This window comes from Anaerotruncus sp. DFI.9.16 (genome assembly GCF_024461615.1).
Taxonomy (GTDB): Bacteria; Bacillota; Clostridia; order Oscillospirales; family Ruminococcaceae; genus Anaerotruncus; species Anaerotruncus massiliensis.
Genome location: NZ_JANFZX010000048.1, coordinates 1 through 22,115 on the forward strand (window position 1 = coordinate 1; position 22,115 = coordinate 22,115).

Sequence of the window (22,115 nt, forward strand, 5' to 3'; positions counted from 1 at the left end):
CCCCCCCCCCCCCCCCCCCCCCCCCCGCTTCTGTATGCAGTTGCCGGGTGAGGGTCCATGGGGGAGGGTCGCCGACCTTCCCCCATGAGGCGCGCCGGGCGGGCGTCGGCGCGAAGCGCCGCTTCGACGCGCAGCGTCGAGCAGTCCCGCCCTTCCTTAACGTACTTTTGGTCGGGGGCCAAAAGTACGCGCGCCTCAGTCTTCCTCGTTCATCTTTTTGGCTTCCTCGATGACGGCGGCTTCGAGCTGGGGCGGGAGCAGCTCATAGCGCTCGAAGGTGAGGGTGAAGTAGCCGCGGCCCTGCGTGGTGGAACGCAGCACGGTTGCGAAATCGCCCATCTCGCTCATCGGGACCTCGCCCTCGATCATCTGGAGGCCGTCGTCCGCCGGGTTCATGCCGAGCACGCGGCCGCGGCGTTTGTTGAGCTCGCTGATCATGTCGCCCGTGTTGGAGTCGGGGACGTAGACCTTGAGGTTGCCGATCGGCTCGAGCAGCGCTGGGGAAGCCTGCGCCATGCCCGCCTTGTAGGCGAGGGACGCGGCGGTCTTGAACGCCATTTCGGACGAGTCGACCGGATGGTAGGAGCCGTCGACGAGGACCGCCTTCAGGCCGACCACCGGGTATCCGGCGAGCACGCCGTGCTTGACGCAGTCCTGGAGGCCCTTTTCGACCGCGGGGAAGAAGTTTCTCGGCACCGAGCCGCCGAAGACGTTCTCCTCGAAGAGGAGGTCCTCGCCGTCGTAGGGGGAGAACTCGACCCACACGTCGCCGTACTGGCCGTGTCCGCCCGACTGTTTCTTATGCTTGCCCTGCACCTTGACCGCCTTGCGGATCGTCTCGCGGTAGGGAACGCGGGGCTTGGTGAGGTCGATGTCCACGCCGAACTTGGTTTTCAGCTTGGAGACGATCACGTCGATATGCTGCTCGCCCAGGCCGGAAATCACCTGCTGGTGGGTCTCGGCGTTCTGCTCGAACTTGATGGTCGGGTCCTCCTCCATCAGGCGGACCATGCCCTGCGCGACCTTGCCCTCGTCGCCCTTGTTCTTGACCTTGACGGCCATCGACAGGCACGCCTCGGGGAAGTTCATCCGCGCGAAGGAGACCACCCGCTTGGGGTCGCAGAGGGTGTCGCCGGTGATGGCGCTCGACAGCTTGGTGACCGCGCCGATGTCGCCCGCGGTGATGAAGGCGGTGTCCTCCTGCTTCTTGCCGGTCATGTAGATGAGCTTGCCCAGGCGCTCCGGCTCGCCGGTGCGGGAGTTGACGGGAGCAATCTCGTTCGAGAGCTTGCCCGCGACGACCTTGAAATAGGAGAGCTTGCCGACGAACGGATCGGCGACCGTCTTGAAGATATAGGCGGCCAGCGGGGCCTCGTCGGTGCAGGCGATCTCCACCGGGTTGCCGTCCTTGTCCTCGGCGGTCTCGGCTCCAGCCTCCCACGCGGAGGGCAGGTGGTCGACCAGCGCGTCGAGGAGCATGTCGATGCCTTCGAGCGTGGCCGCGGAGCCGCAGAGCACGGGGGTGATGGTGCCGTTGTGGACGCCGTCGTGGACGCCCTTGAGGATTTCGTCGCGGGTGAACTGTTCGCCCGAGAAGAACTTCTCGAACAGCTCCTCGTCCGTCTCGGCGACCGCCTCGCTGATGGCGGCGGTCAGGCCCTCGAAGCGGTGCTCGATGTCGGGCATCGCGACCTCGGAGGGCTCGCCCTTGGCGTTGTATTGGTAGGCCTTGTTGTCGACCAGGTTGATGTAGCACTGGACCTTGTGGTCCTCGACGACCGGCACGACGAGCGGGCAGACCGACGGCCCGAACGCGCCCTTGAGCTCCTCGAGCACCTTGTAGAAGTCGGCGTTCTCGGTGTCCATCTTGTTGACGAAGAACATCCGCGATTTGCCCATCTGCTCGGCCAGCTTATACGCCTTTTCCGCGCCCACGTTGAGGCCGGAACGCGCCGACACGGCGATCAGCACGCTCTCCGCCGCGCGCACGCCTTCATACATGCCCGCAGCGAAATCGAAAAGTCCCGGGGTGTCGATCAGGTTGATCTTGACGCTGCCCCAGCTGAACGGAGCGACCGCGCTCGAAACGGAAACCTTGCGTTTGACCTCCTCGGGGTCGAAGTCGCAGACGGTGTTGCCGTCGGGAACCTTTCCCAATCTATCGGTTGCGCCGGCCTTAAAGAGCAGGGCCTCCGCCAGGGAGGTTTTGCCGCTGCTTCCGTGGCCGGCAATTGCAACGTTCCGGATCTTACCCGCTAAGTATTGTCTCATGTAATAACACTCCTTTTTCTATCTGCACTGAGCATTAGTCATAATTGCCAGCAATCGCCGTGTGTTTGCGAGGCATTATATTGATATTATATAATTTCTCGGAGGCGTGCGCAAGGGATATCCCCTCCGTTCGCCTGTATAAATAATCCGGAAAATACTATGGACTTTGCACAAGGAAAAGGCGAAAAAAGGGGCCGCTGCTGGTGCAGCGGCCCTGTTGCGGGTAAAATCGATTATTTGCCCGCCGAGGCGGCGGCGCGGGTGATCAGGTACCACGCCAGCCCGAAGAGGAGCAGCACCCCGTAGGAGGCGAGCTGCAGCGAGCCGGTGAAGGCCATGAAGGCGACGAGCCCGTAGCCCGCGACGATGCCGATGAGCTGGACGACGGTGGCGCGCATGACCGATTTCCGGACAGCCGAGGCGGCGCGCACCAGCGCGAGCACGCCCGCGAGCCCGCCCCCGTGGCAGCCGCCCGCGGAGATGCGGTCCTTGGGCTTTGTGAGGAAGGCGTATTCCGCGTGGATCTTGGCGGGGAGCACCCGCACGCTCGTGCGGCGCACGCCGAACGCGGCCGCGACCAGCTCGCTGGTGATATTCGGGTCGGTGGTGTAGAGCGCGATCGAAACGCCCCGGCGCTCCAGCTCGGAGAGGGCGTCGGCGGTTTCGGGGTCGGCGTTGTAGCTCACGACGAACATCGCGGAGAGCTCGCCCGAATTGGCGATATAGAGCACCTGCCGCCCGTCGCGGGTGTAGCGCATCTCGAAGTCGCGGGAGGGACAGTCGATGTCATGGTTGCGCATGAGCTCGTGGCTGCCGATCAGCACCCGCTTGCCGTCCACCCACGCCGAAAGGCCCATCCCGTCCTCGTACATGAGGCTGTCGACCTTTTTGAGCATCCGGCGGTTGCCGCCGATCATATTGAGGAAGATGCCCGACATGATGCCCCCGCAGGAGATGATCACGCTGGCGGCGTCGAGGATCGCCTCGTCGATCCGCTTTTCGGCAAACACCTTCATACCGTGGAGCATGACGCTGTCGTCCGAGAAGAGGTCCCGGTCGCTGACGACCACCGCGCCGGTGTCGGCGTAGTCCTCGGCGGCGGTGTAGCCCGCGAGCATCGCCCCCTTCCGGGAGAGGCGCCTGGCCTGGCGGGCGAGCATGAGGTTGGGCACGAGCGAGCCCGAAAGGGGCGCGCAGATGCACAGCACCGCCGCGAACGCCGAAACGGCGGAAACCAGCTCACGGTCCATCAGGAAGAAGCCCGCGATCCCCACCACCAGCGCGCCCCCGAGGCAGATGGGCGAGGCGATGTTGGAGAAGGACTCGCTGTAGTCGGGGGAATAGCTGCGGTCGAGGAACCCGGTGATGAAGCCGGCGCGGGCGCTGTAAGCGACCCGGTCGACGTCCGGTCCGAGGCCGCGGGAGAATTCCCGCGCGAATTCGCGGTTCTGGATCTGGACGAGCGCGTATTTGTCCCCCTCCGCCGTGAGGGTGGCGAAGTTGCGCTCAATCCGTTTCATCATCAGCTTCTTGCCGAAGAGGGCGAAGAGCAGCACCACGACGGCCAGCGGGAAATAGAGGCTGACGTTCCCGTTGCCGAGCACCGCGTCGGGCAGCACGGTCAGCACGATGCCCTGGATGAGCACGGCGAGCACGGCGAGCGCGGCGGGGGTGTCGCAGTTGGCGCGCATGCGGCAGAGGGCCGCGATGCCGCCGCCCACGATGTTGCTGCACACGATGGCGGCCAGCACCACGAGCACGAGGTTCACGATCAAAAAGAGCCGCATGTTGTTTTCCGGCGCGACCGCCGGGGGAAGCGGCAGCATATACCCCTCGGGGATCCCGAGCTTCCCGGCGAAGGGGACCACCTTGAGGGAGACGGTGAGATAGAGGGATAGAAAGGCGAGCACCGCCGTCACGACCTGCCGGACGGTCAGCCCGGTGCGGATGGACCGGAGGTCCTTCTCCACATAGGGCGCGTCCTCCGGTGCGCCGAAATCGTCCTCCGGGACCTCCTGCTCGAGCAGCTCCTGCTCGGCGTAGGACTGCCGCCACTTGGACTGGGCCAGCTCCTGCGGGCCCTCCTCCCGCGCGCGGCGCGGCGCGGCCGTATCGATCTCCTGCGTGTGACCCGCCGGCGCGTTCCTGCGCGGGCGCGGACGCAGGGGGATGTCCATCCGGGTGCCGTCCGGTTCCGGTTCCGTCCCGGCGTCGAACCCGAACTGGAACCCGAAGCCGCCCGCCTCCGGCGGGGGCGCGTCGTCCTCCCAGGAGGGCAGCCGGAAATCGTCCGCCGGTTCCTCCGGCGCGGCGCGGAAGGTGAAGCCCTCCCCCGCCCCCTCGCGGGGCGCGGCGGGCTGCTGCGCGGCCCCGCCGCGCGAACGGCGCAGCCGGTCGAGCGTCTCCCCGAGCGTCTCGCCCTGCGGCAGCGGCGCGGAATCGCTCTCGAAATCGTAGGGCGTCTTGGGCGCGGGCTCCGCGGGCGGGTAGTCGTCGCAGCGCGGACGCGCGCTCTTCGGCGCGGATTCCGCGGGGTAGTCGTCATAGCGCGGGCGCTCACTCTTGGGCGCGTGCTCCGCGGGGTAGTCGTCATAGCGCGGGCGCGCGCTCTTCGGCGCGGGCTCCGCGGGGTAGTCGTCGTAGCGCGGGCGCGCGCTCTTCGGCGCGGGTTCCGCGGGGTAGTCGTCGTAGCGCGGACGGGCGCGCTTCGGCGCGGGTTCCGCGGGGTAGTCGTCATAGCGCGGGCGCGCGCTTCCCTGTGCGGGACGCCGGGGGGCCTCCTCCCGGCGCGGCGCCTCCTGCGCCTCCTGCCCGAACCCGCTCAGGCGGGAGCGCCGCTCCTCCTGGGGGGCGGACGGCCGGCGCTGCGGCCGGCGGGTGCGCTCATAGTAGGGCTCGTCCGCGCGCGGGACGGCCCTGCGGGGCTCCTGCGCGTCCTCCGCGCGGCGGGGGCGGTAGTCCTCCTGCGGCGCGGGCGCGCGGGTCGGGGGGGCCTCCTGCCCGTATGTATCCTGCGCGGCCTCGCGGCTCTTCTTCCGGCGGATTTCCTCCAGGATATCGTCGACATTGTAGTTCTGAGCCATTCCCGTTTCCACTCTCCTCTAAAATCGCAAAAAATCCGGGTTTACCGCTCTGCACGCGTCCGCTGCCGGACGACCTCATACATCAGAATCCCCGCCGCGACCGACGCGTTGAGGGAGTTGACCTTCCCCAGCATCGGCAGCGACAGGATCACGTCGCAGGTCTCGCGGACGAGCCGGGAGAGGCCGAACCCCTCCGAGCCGATCACGAGGGCGGCCGGGCCGGTCAGGTCGCACTCTTCCCAGCGGCCGCCGCCCGCCTCCGCGCCGTAGATCCACACACCGCGCTTTTTGAGCTCCTCGAGCGTGCGCACGAGGTTGGTCACCCGCGCGACCGGCAGGTGCTCGACCGCGCCGGCGCTCGTGCGCCCCACGATGGGGGTGAGCCCCACGCCGCCCCGCTTGGGCAGGATGAGGCCGTGGGCGCCCGCCGCCTCGGCGGTGCGGATGATCGCGCCGAGGTTGTGGGGGTCCTCAATGCCGTCCGCCACGAGGAAGAAGGGCGGTTCGCCGTCCGCCCGCGCAAAGAGGCCGTCGACCGTGCTGTAGGAAAAGGCCGCCGCCAGCGCGGCAACCCCCTGGTGGGGCAGGCCGTTCGAGAGCGCGTCGAGCTTTTTCGCGTCGACCTTCTTGACCGGCACCCCGCGCTCCTTCGCCATGGCCACGATGCGGGAGATCGGCTGGCCGCGCGCGGGCACCTCGTCGCAGATGTAGACGCACTCCACCTCGCGGGAGCCGCGCAGCAGCTCGATCACCGCGTTGCGGCCGAGCACGGTGTTCTCGTCCTCCCGGTCGAGCCGGGGATTGGAATTCGCCATACGGAGCCCTCCTCCGGAGGGATGGCCTCCGGTTATACGTTCTGTTTTATACAGAGTATATTATAACATAACAGTATACCGGATGCTAGAGATTCGTTGCGATTTTGCAAAAAAAGAGACGATTTTTGCCGAAAAAGATCACAGCAGGAAGAAAGCGCACGCAACCGCGGCCCCTACCAGCGCCGCCAGCCCGATTTTGAGGGCCTCTCCCAGCGGGGTTTTGCGCTTTTCATGCCCCGCGGGGTTGTAATCGATCTGCGAGAGGTATTCCCCCGCGCGCGCCCGCAGGCTCAGCTTGTCCTCCCCCTGCGCGTTCGGCCGCAAAAATAAAATCGCCTTTTCAAAGTACCGGTTGTCGGTGTGCACCACCTCGATCACCTTTAGACTGACACCCTTCAGCATCTGCTTGCTCCTTCCCCCGCGCCCGAAAAATTTTTCACCTTCCGCCCCGCGCGGCGGGCGGAAGGGCCTTGCGCCACAAAAGAGGGGCGGGCGGGCCGCGGCTGCCGCCCGCGCCGCCCCCGACGCCCCGATTTTAAAATCGTTTTGCTTTCCTATTTTGAACAGCGGGTCTTCATTTATTCCCCTGTCAAGGGCCAATTTGAACAAAAATCAGCCGCCCCGTTTTCGGAAACGTTATACGCCGGGTATTACAAAAAAGCCGGAATGGATTCCCCATTCCGGCCCATTGTGGAAAACTCTGTGGAAACGGTAGAAAACTTTGCGGACGTATCCGTGTTTTCCACCTCGTCCCCCTTTCAACGGCGGCGGAAAAAAACGGCGTCCCCCAGTTTCTTCCATTACTGCGAGTAATCCGGCCTTCCCCCCGTTTTTGTATAGATTGATAAAGTTCCCTGTAAAATCTTTGTTCCTTTTGGCGGCGCGATCTGCTATACTGGGAGGGCAAGAATTTTGAAAAAGGAGTCCCGCCCATGGCACCAGTTTCGACCGGATGCGGCGCGTTCCTGCGCGGAAACGACGTGATTCTCCCCGATTCGGGCGATTTCTCCCTGCCCGAAACGCTCGACTGCGGACAGGCGTTCCGCTGGAAAAGGCTGCCCGACAGCGGCTTTTTCGGCGTGGCGCGCGGCAGGGCCTGTCACATTGCACAAACGGCCGGGGAAATCCGCATCCTGGGCGGCGCGGAGGACTTCGAGGCGGTGTGGCGCGGCTATTTCGACCTCGACCGCGACTACGGGGAGGTCAAACGCCGCCTCTCCTCCGACCCCGTCCTCGCGCGCGCCGTCGCCTACGCCCCCGGCGTCCGCGTGCTCCGGCAGGAGCCGTGGGAGGCGCTCTGCTCCTTCATCATCAGCCAGAACAACAACGTCCCCCGCATCAAGGGGATCGTCGAGCGGCTGTGCGCCGCCTTCGGGGAGCCGCTCGGGGAGGGCGTCCACGCCTTCCCCTCCCCCGAACGCCTCGCCGCGCTCGAGCCGGACGACCTCGCGCCCATCCGCGCGGGCTTCCGGGCGCGCTACCTCGTGGACGCGGCGCGAAAGGCCGCCTCGGGTGAGGTGGACCTCCCGGCGCTCGCGCACCTGCCTCTCGAGGAGGCGCGCGGGGAGCTCCGGAAGATCACCGGCGTGGGCGCCAAGGTGGCCGAATGCGCGCTGCTCTACGGCTGCGGGCGCGTCGAGTGCGTGCCGATCGACGTGTGGGTGCGCCGGGTGCTCGACCGGCTCTACCCGGACGGCCTGCCCGCCTGCGCGCGCGGCGTGGAGGGGCTCGCCCAGCAGTACCTCTTCCACGCGGCGCGCACCTGTCCCGGCTTCCTGCCCGGGGAAGCCGCCCAATCCTCCGACGGAAGGTGAAAGCATGTCCCCTGCCAAGCTCCCGCGGCCCGGCCTGCGGATCTTAAAGTCCGCGCTCGCCGTCTTCCTCTGTTTTCTCATCGACACGCTGCGCGGCGACGGCGTCCCCTTCTACTCCGCGATCGCCGCCATCCTCTGCATGCAGCCCGACGTGCAGGGGGGCCTCCGCGTCGGGCTCAACCGGGTCGTCGGCACGCTGATCGGCGGTCTCTACGGGTTGGCCGCGCTCTACCTGCTGCGCACCTTCCTGCCCGAGGGGACCGGGCTCTTGCAGTACGCGATCATCTCCGCCGCCCTCGTCCCGCTCATGTACCTCACCGTGCTCGTCAAAAAGACCTCCGCCACCTATATCACCTGCGTCGTCTTTTTGAGCATCACCGTCTCCCACGGGCTCGACCTCGTCCCCTATGTGTTCGCGCTCAACCGCATCCTCGATACGCTCATCGGCATTTTCATCTCCCTGTTTGTCAACTGGATCCCCTTCCTGCGCAACCGGAAGGCGGGCCAGGAGCAATAAAAGAAACCGGCGTCCGCCGGATGGAGGCAATATGGACCAGACGGAACGCATCACGATTCCCGGCGCGGCGGAGGGGATTCCCGCCCTCCTGTGGGGCCCCGCCTCCGACCGCTGGATCATCGCGGTGCACGGCAACTTCTCGCACAAGGCGGACCGGGTTATCGCCCTGCTGGCGCGGCGCGCCGCCGAAAAGGGGTACCGGACGCTCAGCTTTGACCTGCCGCAGCACGGCGAACGGGCAGGCGGCGCCCTGCCGCCCGATCCGCCGTCCTGTGTAAGCGACCTCGGCGCGGTCTACGAATACGTCCGCCCGCGGGCGGAACGCGTCGCCCTCTTCGGGTGCAGCATGGGGGCCTATTTCGGCCTGCTCGCCTACCACGGGCTGCCCCTCTCCCAGAGCCTCTTCCTCTCTCCCGTGGTCAACATGGAGCGGATCATCCGCGACATGATGGCCGCCGCCGGCGTGAGCGAGGAGCGGCTGCGGGCGGAAAGGCTCATCCCGGTGGAGGGCGGCCCGCCGCTCGACTGGGACTATCTCGACTACGTGAGGACCCACCCCGTGCGCTTCGCGTGGGAAAGCCCGACGTCCATCCTCTACGGCGAAAACGACGCTCTCTGCGTATGGCCGGAGATCGCCGCCTTCTCGCGGCGGTACGGCGCCGAGGTGCGGGTCCTTCCGGGCGGGGAGCACTTTTTTCACACGCCCGGGCAGCTGTCGGCCTTTGACGACTGGGTCGCAGGCGCCCTGCGGGAATAAAAGGCGGCCGCCCCTGGGGCGGCCGCCTTTTATTCCCCCGCGGCGCGCGCCCGGGAAAAAGGGGGCCGCTGGAACCGGCATTTATTGACATCCTCCGACAATGCATTATAATGGAAGCAACCGGACACCTCTCCATTGGGAAACAAAATCTGACAGGCGGTGGTGCAGTTGACCTTCGCGCAGTTCAAACGGATGAAGCCCAAATACAAGCGCCGGCTGATCCTTGTGACGCTCATCGCCCTCGCGCTCTGCATCGGGGTGCTCTTCGGCATCTCCAAGGGCATCGAGGCGCTGCGCGTGCGGCTCAACACCACGACGCTCGACAAGATCACCGCCACCAACGTCCTGGATAAGGCTAGCATGAACAAAATCCTCGAGGTCATGAAGCAGGACGACTCGGCCAACGTCCTCGTGGTGGACAGCGTCCTCACCATGTCGGGCGAGGGCAGGGTGACGGGGCTCACGATGAACCTCACCAACCTCGTCAGCCAGGGCTCCGCCGAGGAGTGGCGGCTGACCGCCACCGAAAAAAAGGCGAAGCTCCGCAAGGTCAAGACCCGCTATGAGAACCTCAACGCCCAGCGCCTGCGGCTCATGGAGTTCAAGACCTACTACCCCGCGCTCTCCCGCGCGGCCTCCCCCCAGCTGCTCACCCTGCTCACCGACCGCGCCCCCGCCGGGGCGAACGGCTCCTATACCTTTACCGACCATTTCGGCAATAACCTCTCCCCCGAATACGACTCCTACCTCGCCCGCGGGCTCGAGGGGGTGTGGGTCTCCCGCATCGGCGGGGTCTCCGGCTTCGCCGAGGGCTACGCCCGCCCCAACGACTGCGCGCCCGCCGTCGTCTCGGTCGAGGCGGTCGACACCGCCAGGAGCAAGAACAAGAAGGTCGTCCTGCTCCCGCCCGAGGACCGGTTCGTCGTCCTGCTCGAGGCGGGCCCCTACGCGTAGGGCCGCTTAAATTCCCCGCTCGAGCATGAGCACGATCACCGTGATGTCGTCCTCGTGCCCGTCGGTGCGGCGGCGCCTGGCCTCGTCGGCCAGCTGTTCGCTCAGCTCCTTCGGGTCGTCCCCCCCGTAGTGCTCGAGGTCGGACACCAGCCATTCATAGCCGCCGGCCACCGCGCCGTCCGACACCATGACGATCACATCGCCGTCACGCAGCGTGACGGCGTTTTTTTCGAAGTTCACGCCCCCGAGGATGCCCACCGGCAGCGAGCTCGACTCAACATAGCCCCCCTTGCCCGACTTGCGCAGGAAGGTGGGGGCCGCTCCCGCCTTGTAGAACTCCGCCTTGCCGGTGTAGAGGTCGACACCGGTGATGTCGATCGTGGCGAGCGATTCATCGCCCGATTTGACGAGCAGCGCGGAATTGACGAGCTTGAGGGAGGCGTCGAGGCTCACGCCCGCCTCGATCAGCCGCGCCAGCAGCTCGGAGGTCATCGTCGAGTCGACCGCCGCCGCGCCGCCGCTGCCCATCCCGTCCGACAGGATGACGTTCACCCGGCCGCCCCGGCCGTCGACATAGCTGTAGCTGTCCCCGCACAGCCGCGAACAGCTGCTCCCCAGCTGGGTCGCGCCCCACTTGACCGTGTAGACCGCCTTCTCGGTGAAGGTCATAACCGTCGCCGCGCAGTCGGTCCGGTTTTTGCAGGCGGGCAGGCCGAAATCCCGCCCGCAGATGTCTGACAGCGACACCGTCAGCTCGGTCAGGTCGAGCCGCGAGAGCTTGTAGGTGGGGATCGTGACCTCCAGCGTCATGTTCGCGCCGCCGTCCACCGTGCAGGTCACGAGGTCGGGAAAGACGTTCAGCGACTGGAGGTACTCCCGCACCTTGCCCGCCGTCGTGCCGTCCTGCGTGGCCAGCTCGTCGAGGTCGCGGCCCATCGCGTCGATCATCAGCGCCATCCCCTCGAACTGGTCGGTCACCACCCCGCGCACCTGCGACACCTTGCGCCGCATGCTCTCCCGCGCGGTATATTCCTGGAAGAGCAGGTTCATCTGGGTCGAAAGCTCAGGGAGGCGCAGGCAGCTCTTGGAGAAGTAGGCGGGGAACGCCTCGGGCGCCAGCTCCTCCCCCCTGCGCAGCACCCCGAGCGCGTCGTTGAGCACGTTGCAGGTGTCGGTATATTTGAGCTGCCAGCAGACCGAGCGGTTCTTGCACTTGCGGCACACCCGGTCCGCGGCCGCGTTGTAGACCGACGAGAGGTCCCCGCTCACCATCCCGGAGAGCCGCTCGTTGACCCTGCGGGTCGTGTCGGCCACGTCCCGTAGGGCGAGCGACACGCCGCCGATCCGGTTCTTTAACAGCGCCTTGTAGGTCTCCCCCTGCACCGCCCGGTCCCCCGCCGGGCGGGCGGAAAACCGCTTGAGGAAGGAGGCGGGGATGAGGATCGAGAGGATGCTCGCCACGAATACCTCGATGAGCAGCCCGCGGTCGAGGATGCGGCGGGCGGCGAGCAGCGCGAAGGTGTTGACGACGATGAACGCCCCGGCCGAGGCGGCGCGCCCCATCGGCGCGAACACCCCGGCCAGCAGCCCGCCGAAGCCGTAGGTCCCCATCAAAAAGGTGTACGGCCCGCCGATCACCCCGGCGGACACGCCGGCCGCGACCCCGGCGATCGCGCCGCCCGCCTCGCGGGCGGCCTGCGCGCAGATGAGGATGACAAGCACCGCCAGCGTGCGCCCGACCGACACGCCGAGCACCTTGAGGTTGACGAGAGCGAGGATGACGATGCAGAAGGTGATGACCAGCGAGGTCACGTCGGTCTGGCGCAGGTTGTCGGCGCCCAGCTCGAGCGCCTGCGCGGACCGGGAAAAGAAGTAGGCGGCGCAGCAGGCGAGCAGCAGCTCGGCCACCGCGAGCACCCCGTCGTAGACGCTGCCGCCCGAGAGAAAGGTGATCGCCAGCGAGGGCGGCCCGAGGGCGAGGGCGGTGAGCGCCTGGCCGGACGGGCGGATCCCCTTGAGCAGGCTGCCGGAGGAGAGGACCCAGCGCAGCAGAAACAAAAACGCCATCGCGACGATGTACTTGACGTTCCCGAGCACGTCGAGGGAGAACAGATAGCCGAGCGTGGCGCCGAGGATGGCCGCCGCGCCGAACTTCTGTTTCGCGGACGCCGCGAACGCCACCCCAAAGGGGGCGAGCCCGCCCAGCACGAACGCGTTGGCCGCCACAAAGCCCGCCGCGATATACCCGAGATATCCGAGCCCGAGCTTGTGGGCGCGTATCGCCTGGCGCGCCCGCGCGCCGATCGAAAGCCCCGCGAGGCCTGTCCTGTTCTGCATAAAGTTCACCTGTTCCTCATATGATAGAAGGTTATCCTTGCTGTAACATTAATTGTAGATATTACAGTCTGCATAACCGGTCGAAAGAGGTTGTCGATTTTGGGAGCTTTCCGGCGGAGCGCGCGGCAAAAAAGCCCCCGCCTTCCTTGAAATGCCTTTCCGCTTGTGCTAAAATACTTGCATATGATTTAATGTGCGAAAGCATCCTGCCGGAACGCAGAAAGGACGGCCCATCATGACCTATCAGTTTTCCAACCGCATGTCCTCCCTCCAGCCCTCGCTGGTGCGTGAGATTTTGAAAGCCACCTCCGACCCGGAGGTCATCCCCTTCGCGGCGGGCAACCCCGCCCCCGACGCCTTCCCCGTCGACGACGTGCGCCGCATCACGGCGGAAATCCTCCGGGACCGCCCCATCGACGCGTTGCAGTATTCGATCACCGAGGGCTACCCGCCCCTGCGCGAGGCGCTCAAAAGGATGGTCGCCGACCGCTACGGCGTCCCGATGGAGGGAAACGACCTCATCATCCTGTCGGGCGCGCAGCAGGGCGCCGACCTCGCCACCAAGGCGTTCGTCAACGAGGGGGACACCGTCCTCTGCGAGGACCCCTCCTTCATCGGCTGCCTGAACTGCTTCCGGTCCTACAACTGCAACCTCGTCGGCGTCGAGATGGAGGCGGACGGCCTCAACCTCGAAAAGCTCGAGCGCGCGATGGCCGAGCAGCCCAACGTCAAGCTCCTCTACGTCATCCCCAACTTCCAGAATCCGACCGGCATCACGACGAGCCTGCATAAGCGCAGGGAGATTCTGCGCCTCGCGCAAAAATACGACGTCATGGTCTTCGAGGATAACCCCTACGGCGACCTGCGTTTCGCGGGCGAGCCGCTCCCCGCGATCAAATCCTTCGACACCGACGGCCACGTCCTCTATGTCGGCAGCTTCTCCAAGATCCTCGCGCCGGGCATCCGCGTCGCCTTTGTCGCCGCGCCTCCCGCCGTCATCGCCAAGATGACCGTCGGCAAGCAGTGCGCCGACGTGCACACCAACATCCTCGCCCAGATGATCTGCGAGCGGTGGCTCGCCACCGCCGACCTCGGCGCGCATTTCGCGCGTCTCCAGGAGATCTACCGCCGGAAATGCGCCCTCATGCTCGACTGCATCGACCGGGAGTTCTCCCCCCGCGTCGCCCACACCACCCCCGAGGGCGGCCTTTTCCTCTGGTGCACCCTGCCCGAGGGCGCGGATATGATGGATTTCTGCAACCGCGCAGTCGCCGAGAAGGTCGCCGTCGTGCCGGGCATCGCCTTCCTCGCGAAGGAGACCGACCCCTGCCGCAGCTTCCGCATGAACTTCTCCACCCCCACCGACGAGGCGATCGTCGAGGGGTGCAAACGCCTCGGCAGGCTGACCCACGCGCTTTACGACTAAGAAGATAGGAGCTTTCACAATGGAACAGACCGCACAGCCCAAACCCGAGCGCAGACAGCGCATCTTTTCCGGCATCCAGCCCACCGGCATCATGACGCTGGGCAACTACCTCGGCGCGATCAAAAACTGGGTCGCGCTCCAGGATGAATACGACTGCGTCTACTCGGTGGTCAACATGCACGCGATCACCGTCCGCCAGGACCCCAAGGCCCTGCGCGAAAACACCCTCGCCGCGCTCGCGCTCGTCATGGCCTGCGGCATCGACCCGGAAAAGTCGGTGCTCTTCATCCAGAGCCATGTCAAGACCCACGCCGAGCTCTCGTGGGTGCTCTCCTGCAACACCCAGTTCGGCGAGCTCTCCCGCATGACCCAGTTCAAGGATAAGTCCGCCAAGCATCCCGAAAACGTCAACGCCGGCCTCTTCACCTACCCGGTGCTCATGGCCGCCGACATCCTGCTCTATCAGGCCGACCTCGTGCCCGTGGGCATCGACCAGAAGCAGCACCTCGAGCTTGCGCGCAACATCGCCCAGCGGTTCAACGGCGTTTACGGCAACGTCTTTACCCTGCCCGACGGCTATATCCCCAAGCTCGCCGCCAAAGTCATGTCCCTTCAGGAGCCCACCAAAAAGATGAGCAAGAGCGACGACAACCCCAAGGCTTTTATCGGCATCCTCGACAAGCCCGAGACGATCGTCAAGAAGTTCCGCTCCGCCGTCACCGACTCGGAGGCCGAGGTCGTCTGCCGCGAGGGCAAGGACGGCATCAATAACCTCTTGGCGATCTATTCCGCCGTCACCGGCAGGGACTTTCCCGCCATCGAGGCGGAGTTCGCCGGACGCGGCTACGGCGACTTCAAAACCGCTGTTGGCGAAGCGGTCGCAGAGACCCTCCGCCCCGTGCGCGAGCAGTTCGACCGCTATATGGCCGACAAGGCCTTCCTCGAGGAATGTTACAGGAAGGGCGCCGCGCGCGCCGAGGCGATTTCCCAGCGGACGCTGGATAAGGTCTATAAGAAAATTGGGTTTTTGGCGAAATAGGTTTTTTGGATTTGCCGCTCGGGGAGCGGCGGAGCTTGTCGGTGGCCGGCCGACGGCCGTTTTAGATTTGCCGCTCATCGAGCGGCGCAGTTTGTCGGTAGTCGACCGACGGCGAGTTCCTTTCTTGCTTGCCCAAGAAAGGAACCAAAGAAGGGCACGAGGGGCTGCGCCCCCTTGACCCCCGCGCCGCCTCCGGTTGGCCTTCGGCCAAAGTCGGCGGCGCCCTGTCCACGCATCAACGGACAGGTGTTCAGCATCCCGCCTGCCGCCGCGCCGCGGGCGCAATGCCTCTGCCCGAGAGCCTCCGGGACCGTCCTATCATGCTTTCGGGGAGATACGATCCCAGAACGCAAAAGAGCGCCGCCCATCCGGACGGCGCTCTTTTAGTTTTTTGTAATCTCACTATTATCTAATGCATAATCAAGCAACATGCCAATCAGCTCATTACGAGATCTTCCACTCGCTACGGCCAACTTTTCAACCCGTTCTACCGTTTCTGTCTTAATCCGAATTGAAAACGTTTTATAGCCGTCGTCTCCCTTGGGGCGCTTGGGGCTAATATGCAACTTTCCTTCACTCATAAAACCCCTCCCGCCTTAAAGTATACCTTGACATTTTTACGTATGATATGTTATACTTTATGTCAAATAACATGTTATTATTCAAAGAGGGGGCGTAACAGTGCCCAGCTATCAGAAGATGTACCGCATCATGCTAAAGGCGGCAAGCGAAGCGGCAGAATCACTGGACATATATGAACGACTCGTCGCAGACCAGACACGTAAACTTCGGGAGGCACTGCGAGAAGCCGAAGAGCTATGCAAATCGAGTGAAAGCGCGGAGGACGCGTAAAGGAGCCGCCGAGAGGCGGCTCCTTTGATATAGCGCGGCGTGGCCCGCAAGGTTGGGCGGAAAACTGCGCGGCGAAGCCGCGCACGCGCGCAAAGCGCGCGAACGTCCCTGCGGGGCGTTGTTTTCCGCCCTGTGGCCGCCGCGCGCCCACCGTCAGCGGCCGTGTCTCCCCAGAAGCACCCCCGGTACGGTTCCGGAGACTCGCCGGCAGAGGCATTGCGCCCGCGGCGCGGCGGCTGGCGGGATGCGGTAAACTCGTCCGCTCATCCGTGACAGGGCGCCGCCGACTTTGGCCGCAGGCCAACCGGAGGCGGCGTGGGGGTCGCAGGGGCGCAGCCCCTCGTGCCCTTCTTTGGTTCCTTTCTTGGGCAAGCAAGAAAGGAACTCGCTGTCGGTCGACTACCGACAAGCTCTGCCGCTCCCCGAGCGGCAAATCTAAGCCCGCCGTCGGTCGGCCACCGACAACCTCTGCCGCTCCCCGAGCGGCAAACCTAAGGAAGCCCCCTGTCGGCGGGCAGCCGACAAGCTCCGCCGCTCCCTGAGCGGCACATCTGAAGCGCCCCGGAGGGGCGCGAAGTCCTCTGAGCGAAAGCTCAATAAAAAAGGATCTTCACAGCAAGCGCCGAAAGAAAGAACCCGGAAATATCCGCGCTGAGGGCGGCGGGGATGGTATGCCGGGTATTTTTGATGCCCGCCGCGCCGTAATAGACGGCGATGGTATAGAAGGTGGTTTCCGTGGAGCCCATCATGACGCTGGCGATGCGGCCGGCGAGGCTGTCTGGGCCGTGGCTGCGGAGGATGTCGTTGAAGATCGCCATGGCGCCGCTGCCCGAAATGGGGCGGATGAGTGAAAGGGGGATGACCTCGCGGGGCAGGCCGAGCAGCTTTCCGATCGGCTCGAGGGCAAAGGAGAGCAGATCGAGGCCGCCGCTGGCCTTGAACATGCCGACGGCGACGACGAGCGCCACAAGGGCGGGCAGGATGCTGACGGCGGTCGTGAGCCCCTCCTTCGCGCCCTCGACGAAGAGGTCGAATACCTTGACGCCGCGCAGAAGCCCGAACCCGACGATCCCGGCGATGGCGAGCGGGACCATCCAGACGCCGACCGCGGTCACGGCCGTTTCCTCCAGAGGGACGCGAGCAGCCCCGCCATCACGATGCCCGCGGCCACCGAGCCGACCGATGCGATCCAGGTGGCGGGCAGGATGTCCAGCGGCGCGGCGGAGCCCGCCTGCATGCGAAGCATCGCCGTGGTGGCGGGGATGAGCTGGATCGAGGCGGTGTTGACGACGACGAACATCGCCATATCGTTTGTCGCGGCGCCGTCGGCGCGCTGTTCTTTGGCCATCTCGCACATCGCGCGGATGCCCAGCGGGGTGGCCGCGTTACCGAGGCCGAGGAAGTTCGCGATGAGGTTCATGGTGATGGCGTTCACCGCCTCGCCGTTGGGGCGCAGACCCTTGAAAAGGCGTTTTGTGACCGGAGAGAGCAGGCGGGAGAGCAATTCGGTGAGGCCCGACTCCTGTGCAATCTTCATAAGCCCGCTCCACAGACAGAGCATTCCGGTGAGGGAGAGCACCAGCGTGACTGCCTCTCCCGCCTGCCCCATGGCGGCTTCGGAAAGCTGGGGCATCCGGCCGGTCAGCGCGGCGAAAACGAAGGAAAAGAGAATGATTCCTGCAAAAATGACGTTCATCATACCCGGCCACCCCCTATCGGTTCCGTATATATATATTATACAGTTTATTCTTTTATGTTTCGTTATTCATGACAAATATTGACGCATTTTTCACAAATTCGTTTACAATTTTACAAAAATACGTTATATTGTTAGTTAAAGGCATTTTTGCCGGATAGGGGGTGTATAAATGAAATCTACCGGTATCGTCCGCAAAGTCGACGAGCTGGGACGCATCGTTCTTCCAATTGAGTTGCGCCGCACTTTAGACATTAATGAAAAGGATTCCCTTGAGATCTACGTGGATGGCAACCATATTATCCTGAAGAAATATGAGCCCGCGTGCATCTTCTGCAACAGCGCGACGAATGTCGTCAGCTTCAAGGGAAGAAACGTCTGCGCCGAGTGCATCAATCAGTTGTCTGACGCAAAATAGCTGCGTTGAATGTGTGGGAAGAGAAGAAGTAGTCTTTTTGGGAAACAGAAAAAAGCACAGGACATTAGGTCCTGTGCTTTTCTCTTTCTTTCGATTTGTGACCGGTTAGACGGACGCTTCCCCCTCCGGTCCGGAACCGCCGGTTTCCTCCCCGCCCGGCCGCGGCGCGGGCGGTTCTTCCGCGGGCGCCCGGGAGGCCTGCGCCTCCAGGTAGCGGTCGATCTCCGGCTTGTATTCCCGGGTGGAGTCCCCATACTCGTCCACGCCGCCGCTCTCCCCCGTCTGGATGAGGTAGCGCGCGTACATCGCGAGGGAGGCGCTCTGGTAGGGCACCAGATAGAAGCAGATCCCCAGCTGGGCGAGCATCAGAAGCAGAAGCAGGCCCGTGACCTGGAAAAGGTAGAAGGGATCGGAGAAAGGGATAAAGAGGACGAGCAGTGCCGCCAGCAGCGACGGCAGGTACCAGAGGATGAAGGAGAGGGCGAAGAGGAAGACGCTCCCCTTGTAGCCGCGCACCAGCTTCACGCCCTCCCGGATGACCGCGCGCGCCTTGTAGTCGGGGTGCTCGGCGAGCAGGTAGGGGGCGAGGAAATAGCGCAGCCCGACGATGACGATCACGACGCAGGCGATCACCATCCAGACGAACATGAGCAGCATGGCGAAGGTCCGGGTGGCGCGGCCGGCTCCGCCCGCGACGGAGAGCAGCCCTGTCAGCAGGACGAGCGGGACGGTCAGCAGGAGGGTCCAAAGGAGCATCCGGAGCCCGATGAGGAAGTTGAGCCAGAGCGCGCGGAAATACCCGGCGGCCGTCTCAAAGTAGTGGAAAATGCCCGTTACGCCGTCCCGCTCGCCGCCCGTGCGGCGGTAGTACCAGCGGATGATCCCCTGCTGCAGCGGGGTCATGATGAAAAAGACGAGCAGCGACACGAGCAGCGTGATCGCGATGGAGGCGGGGGCGATGTTCGCCGCCGCCCGGAAGGCGTTGCCCGTGCCCGAGCGGTTGACGAATTCCGACACGCCGCTCACCTCGCGGATGCCGTATTCCAGCAGGTTGATCAGCACCCCGGGGATCACGGAGATCAGCATGATGCCGATCGCCCTGCCCCAGCTGCCCGCCAAAGCCCGCCTGGCGTTGGTCTTGAGCGCCCTGAAAAGTCCCATTGGTATCCCTCCCTGCGGGAGTCGTCCCGCGGCGGATTACTGATTGCCGTTCATAAGGTGCGCCGAACGGCCCGTTTTCACGCGGTCCGGCGCAAATTTTTCCATCCGCTCACGCGAGCAGTTCGGCGGCCCTCTGGGCGACGAAGCCGCCCATCTGTTCGGTCGTCCACACCGGCAGCCCGTCCCCCCGGATGTCGGGGGTGCGCGCCGTCCCCAGCGCGTCGGAGACCGCCTGTTCGACCGCGCCCGCAAGTTCGGGCAGGTCGAAGGTGTAGCGCAGCATCATCGCCGCCGAGAGGATGGTCGCCAGCGGATTGGCCTTCCCCTGCCCCGCGATGTCGGGCGCGCTGCCGTGGATCGGCTCGTAGAGGCCGAAAGGGCCGTCCCCGAGGCTCGCGGAGGCGAGCATGCCGATCGAGCCGGAGATCATCGACGCCTCGTCCGAGAGGATGTCCCCGAAGAGGTTGCCGGTCACGAGCACGTCGAACTGCGCGGGGTCGCGCACGAGCTGCATGGCGGCGTTGTCCACATAGAGGTGGGTGAGCGCCACGTCGGGGAACTCCTCCGCCACGCGGGTGACCGTCTCCCGCCAGACGCGCGAGGTCTCCAGCACGTTCGCCTTGTCCACCGAGGTCACGCGGCGGTCCCGCCTGCGCGCCAGGCCGAACGCGACCCTTGCGATCCGCTCGATCTCGGGCACGCTGTAGCCCATGATGTCCCTGCCGTGGAGGACCCCGTCCCGTTCAAAGCGGCTGTGCTCGCCGAAATAGACGTCCCCCGTGAGCTCGCGCACCACCATGATGTCCACCCCGGCGCCGACGATCTCGTCCCTGAGGGGGGAGGCGGCCCTGAGCGCCGGGAAGATGGTGGCGGGGCGCAGGTTGGCGTAGAGGCCGAGCGCCGACCGGATGCCGAGCAGGCCCTTTTCGGGGCGCAGCCCGGAGGGGAGGCTGTCCCACTTGGGGCCGCCCACCGCGCCGAGCAGCACGGCCTGGGCCGCGCGGCACTTCTCCACCGTCTCGTCGGGCAGCGGGACGCCGGTCCGGTCGATGGCCGCGCCGCCGAGCAGCGCGTAATCGAGGCTGAGCCCGACGCCGCGCGCGCCGCAGACGGCGCGCAGCACCCGGACGGCTTCCTTGACAATCTCGGGGCCGATGCCGTCGCCCTCGAGCACACAGAGGTTCAGATTCATAGCGTACCTTCTCCTTGTAACGATATTATGTACATTCTAGCACGAAAATGTAAAAAGTCCACCAAAAAACGGTCTGCTTATTCGTCGGAATTGTCCCCCTGTCCGGACGGATAGGGGATCTGCTCGTAGACCTCGAACTTCTGGTCGCGCATCCACATCTGCGCGGAGAGCAGCAGCGTGTACCCCTCGCCGGGGCCCGCGTTCCAGCGCACCGCCTCCCGCTCGGGCAATCCCATCGCGGCCAGCAGGTTCATGATGAGCGCGCCGTGCGTCACGACCGCCACCGAGGTCACGCGCTCCTCCATCATCCGGGCGAAGATGTACGCCACCGCCTCGACGGCGCGCCCCAGGAGCGCCGCCGCGCTCTCCCCCTGCGGCGGGGCGGCCCCGGCGGGGGCCGCGATCCACGCCCGGAAGGCGGGGTCCTGCTCGAGGTCGGTGATCGTCCGGTTCTCGAACGCCCCGAAGTCGAGCTCCCGCAGCTTGTCCAGCGGTTCGAGCGGGCGGCCCGGGTAGAGCAGCTCCGCCGTCTGCCGCGCGCGCAGCAGCGGGCTTGCATACACCCGCTCCGCCCACGGGTACTCGCAGGTGTCCCGCAGCTTTTCCAGCTGCGCCCGCCCCTCGGGACAGAGCGGCAGGTCGGTGCGTCCGATGTAGCGCCCCTCGAGATTCGCCCGAGTCAGGCCGTGCCGGAGCAGATGGATTTTGTATGTTAGCATAAACGAAACGCCCCTTTTTGACTTTTTTTCACAAAACTTTCATTTTCTCGACATGCCCTATTTACAAAAGGTTTTGGTTATTATATAATTTACAGTACGTAAAAGGCCTTTTCCGGGACCTCCACGGGTCCTGAGAGATAGATAAAAAAGGTTCTTGAGGGGTATTGACAAATGAACGCTGACTTTCCAAGGGTCCTGACCTTACTGCGCAAGGAGCGCGGCATCAGCCAGAAGCTCGCGGCATCCAAGCTCGGGATTTCGCAGGCGCTGCTCTCCCATTACGAGAAGGGCATCCGCGAATGCGGGCTGGATTTCCTCATCCGCTGCGCCGATTTTTACGGCGTTTCCTGCGACTATATGCTCGGCCGCTCCCCCGACCGCACCGGCTCCAAGCTGACGGTCGAGGATATCCCGGAACCGGACAGCGTCGGCAAGGAGAACGTCTTCAAATCGGGCGTGCTCCCCGTCCTCAATAAAAAGCTGATCGCCAACTCGCTCAACATCCTCTTCGACATGCTTTCGCGCAGCGCGTGCAAGCCGCTTGTCAACGAGGTGTCCTCTTTTCTGATGCTCGCGGTCTACCGGATGTTCCGGCTGGTCTACGGGGCCAACCCGCGCAATCAGAGCGCGATGTTCACCGTGCCCGACACCGTCGCCCAGCAGTACGCCGACGCCGCCATGCAGGTGTGCAGCGCGAACGCCTATTCGATCGCCAAGGGCGATCCCGCCGTGGACATGGAGCGCATCCCCAACGTGGACCCGCTCTACGTCACCACCGAGGCGCTCTCGCGGGACTACCCGCTCTTCGCCTCGTCCCTTCTCAACCTCATCCAGAATTCCGAGGCCCGCATCGCCTACCCGGCCGCCGGGAAAAAATAGCGCGGGCGTTTCCCATCCGGGCCGCGGCGCGCGCCTTGTCGGAGCCATGGGGCTATTTTACCATTTTTTGCGGCGCGGCGCAATCGCGCGGCGCAAAATTGAACCGTTTCCGCCTGCCGGGGCCCGTCCGTGCGGACGGGCCCTTTTTAGCGCGGCGAAAAACACGGGGACGGGGCGGGGCCCCG

Annotated in this window: 19 protein-coding genes; 8 read left to right on the forward strand and 11 right to left on the reverse strand. The window is 64.9% G+C overall.

Features of this window, described 5'->3' with window-relative positions; translation table 11 throughout:
* Positions 1-195 precede the first annotated feature (195 nt).
* The 4 genes from NE609_RS13595 to NE609_RS13610 all read right to left on the reverse strand — a co-directional run bounded on the left by NE609_RS13595 (position 196) and on the right by NE609_RS13610 (position 6,571).
* A complete protein-coding gene (locus NE609_RS13595) occupies positions 196-2,271 on the reverse strand; it encodes an elongation factor G (RefSeq protein WP_121587280.1) in 2,076 nt (691 codons plus the stop codon).
* A gap of 233 nt (positions 2,272-2,504) precedes the next feature.
* Complete coding sequence (locus tag NE609_RS13600) at positions 2,505-5,354, reverse strand: hypothetical protein (RefSeq protein WP_256152801.1); 2,850 nt, start codon at positions 5,352-5,354, stop codon at positions 2,505-2,507.
* Between the two features lie 41 nt (positions 5,355-5,395).
* Entirely contained in the window at positions 5,396-6,169 is a 774-nt protein-coding gene (rlmB, locus tag NE609_RS13605; RefSeq protein ID WP_121587279.1) for a 23S rRNA (guanosine(2251)-2'-O)-methyltransferase RlmB, read from the reverse strand.
* A gap of 138 nt (positions 6,170-6,307) precedes the next feature.
* A complete protein-coding gene (locus NE609_RS13610) occupies positions 6,308-6,571 on the reverse strand; it encodes a hypothetical protein (RefSeq protein WP_256152802.1) in 264 nt (87 codons plus the stop codon).
* A gap of 530 nt (positions 6,572-7,101) precedes the next feature.
* Here NE609_RS13610 and NE609_RS13615 point away from each other — a divergent pair.
* The 4 genes from NE609_RS13615 (at position 7,102) to NE609_RS13630 (ending at position 10,211) form a co-directional block, all read left to right on the forward strand.
* Complete coding sequence (locus NE609_RS13615) at positions 7,102-7,983, forward strand: DNA-3-methyladenine glycosylase (protein WP_256152803.1); 882 nt, start codon at positions 7,102-7,104, stop codon at positions 7,981-7,983.
* A 4-nt stretch (positions 7,984-7,987) separates the two neighbouring features.
* Positions 7,988-8,500, forward strand: a complete 513-nt coding sequence (locus NE609_RS13620; protein ID WP_256152804.1) for an aromatic acid exporter family protein — start codon at positions 7,988-7,990, stop codon at positions 8,498-8,500.
* Positions 8,501-8,531: 31 nt separating this feature from the next.
* Positions 8,532-9,257 (forward strand): carboxylesterase, encoded by a 726-nt coding sequence (locus NE609_RS13625; protein WP_256152805.1) that lies wholly within the window; start codon positions 8,532-8,534, stop codon positions 9,255-9,257.
* Between the two features lie 168 nt (positions 9,258-9,425).
* Positions 9,426-10,211: a hypothetical protein gene (locus NE609_RS13630; protein WP_256152806.1), complete on the forward strand. Its 786-nt coding sequence runs from the start codon at positions 9,426-9,428 to the stop codon at positions 10,209-10,211.
* A 6-nt stretch (positions 10,212-10,217) separates the two neighbouring features.
* On the opposite strand, the gene NE609_RS13635 is transcribed toward NE609_RS13630, so the two are convergent.
* The gene (locus tag NE609_RS13635) at positions 10,218-12,548 is read right to left on the reverse strand and encodes a SpoIIE family protein phosphatase (protein WP_147437555.1); all 2,331 of its coding nucleotides are present in this window, start codon (positions 12,546-12,548) and stop codon (positions 10,218-10,220) included.
* A gap of 235 nt (positions 12,549-12,783) precedes the next feature.
* On the opposite strand from NE609_RS13635, the gene NE609_RS13640 reads away from it, so the two are divergent.
* Entirely contained in the window at positions 12,784-13,974 is a 1,191-nt protein-coding gene (locus NE609_RS13640) for a PLP-dependent aminotransferase family protein (RefSeq protein ID WP_256152807.1), read from the forward strand.
* A gap of 19 nt (positions 13,975-13,993) precedes the next feature.
* Positions 13,994-15,013 (forward strand): tryptophan--tRNA ligase, encoded by a 1,020-nt coding sequence (trpS, locus tag NE609_RS13645; protein WP_121587272.1) that lies wholly within the window; start codon positions 13,994-13,996, stop codon positions 15,011-15,013.
* 383 nt (positions 15,014-15,396) lie between these two features.
* On the opposite strand, the gene NE609_RS13650 is transcribed toward trpS, so the two are convergent.
* The 3 genes from NE609_RS13650 to NE609_RS13660 all read right to left on the reverse strand — a co-directional run bounded on the left by NE609_RS13650 (position 15,397) and on the right by NE609_RS13660 (position 17,564).
* Positions 15,397-15,594 (reverse strand): ribbon-helix-helix protein, CopG family, encoded by a 198-nt coding sequence (locus NE609_RS13650; protein WP_121587271.1) that lies wholly within the window; start codon positions 15,592-15,594, stop codon positions 15,397-15,399.
* An 864-nt stretch (positions 15,595-16,458) separates the two neighbouring features.
* Entirely contained in the window at positions 16,459-16,980 is a 522-nt protein-coding gene (locus tag NE609_RS13655) for a spore maturation protein (RefSeq protein ID WP_243107483.1), read from the reverse strand.
* Positions 16,977-17,564, reverse strand: a complete 588-nt coding sequence (locus NE609_RS13660; RefSeq protein WP_121587696.1) for a nucleoside recognition domain-containing protein — start codon at positions 17,562-17,564, stop codon at positions 16,977-16,979. Before NE609_RS13660 ends, NE609_RS13655 begins: the two co-directional genes overlap by 4 nt.
* A 169-nt stretch (positions 17,565-17,733) precedes the next feature.
* Between NE609_RS13660 and NE609_RS13665 the strand changes: the two genes are divergently transcribed.
* Positions 17,734-17,979: an AbrB/MazE/SpoVT family DNA-binding domain-containing protein gene (locus tag NE609_RS13665; RefSeq protein ID WP_101549176.1), complete on the forward strand. Its 246-nt coding sequence runs from the start codon at positions 17,734-17,736 to the stop codon at positions 17,977-17,979.
* A 105-nt stretch (positions 17,980-18,084) separates the two neighbouring features.
* On the opposite strand, the gene NE609_RS13670 is transcribed toward NE609_RS13665, so the two are convergent.
* The 3 genes from NE609_RS13670 to NE609_RS13680 all read right to left on the reverse strand — a co-directional run bounded on the left by NE609_RS13670 (position 18,085) and on the right by NE609_RS13680 (position 21,051).
* The gene (locus NE609_RS13670) at positions 18,085-19,140 is read right to left on the reverse strand and encodes a DUF975 family protein (RefSeq protein WP_256152808.1); all 1,056 of its coding nucleotides are present in this window, start codon (positions 19,138-19,140) and stop codon (positions 18,085-18,087) included.
* Positions 19,141-19,249: 109 nt separating this feature from the next.
* Positions 19,250-20,332 (reverse strand): 3-isopropylmalate dehydrogenase, encoded by a 1,083-nt coding sequence (leuB, locus tag NE609_RS13675; protein WP_121587698.1) that lies wholly within the window; start codon positions 20,330-20,332, stop codon positions 19,250-19,252.
* Positions 20,333-20,409: 77 nt separating this feature from the next.
* Entirely contained in the window at positions 20,410-21,051 is a 642-nt protein-coding gene (locus NE609_RS13680) for a histidine phosphatase family protein (protein WP_121587699.1), read from the reverse strand.
* 171 nt (positions 21,052-21,222) lie between these two features.
* On the opposite strand from NE609_RS13680, the gene NE609_RS13685 reads away from it, so the two are divergent.
* Positions 21,223-21,930 (forward strand): helix-turn-helix domain-containing protein, encoded by a 708-nt coding sequence (locus tag NE609_RS13685; RefSeq protein WP_101549168.1) that lies wholly within the window; start codon positions 21,223-21,225, stop codon positions 21,928-21,930.
* Positions 21,931-22,115: the final 185 nt, after the last annotated feature.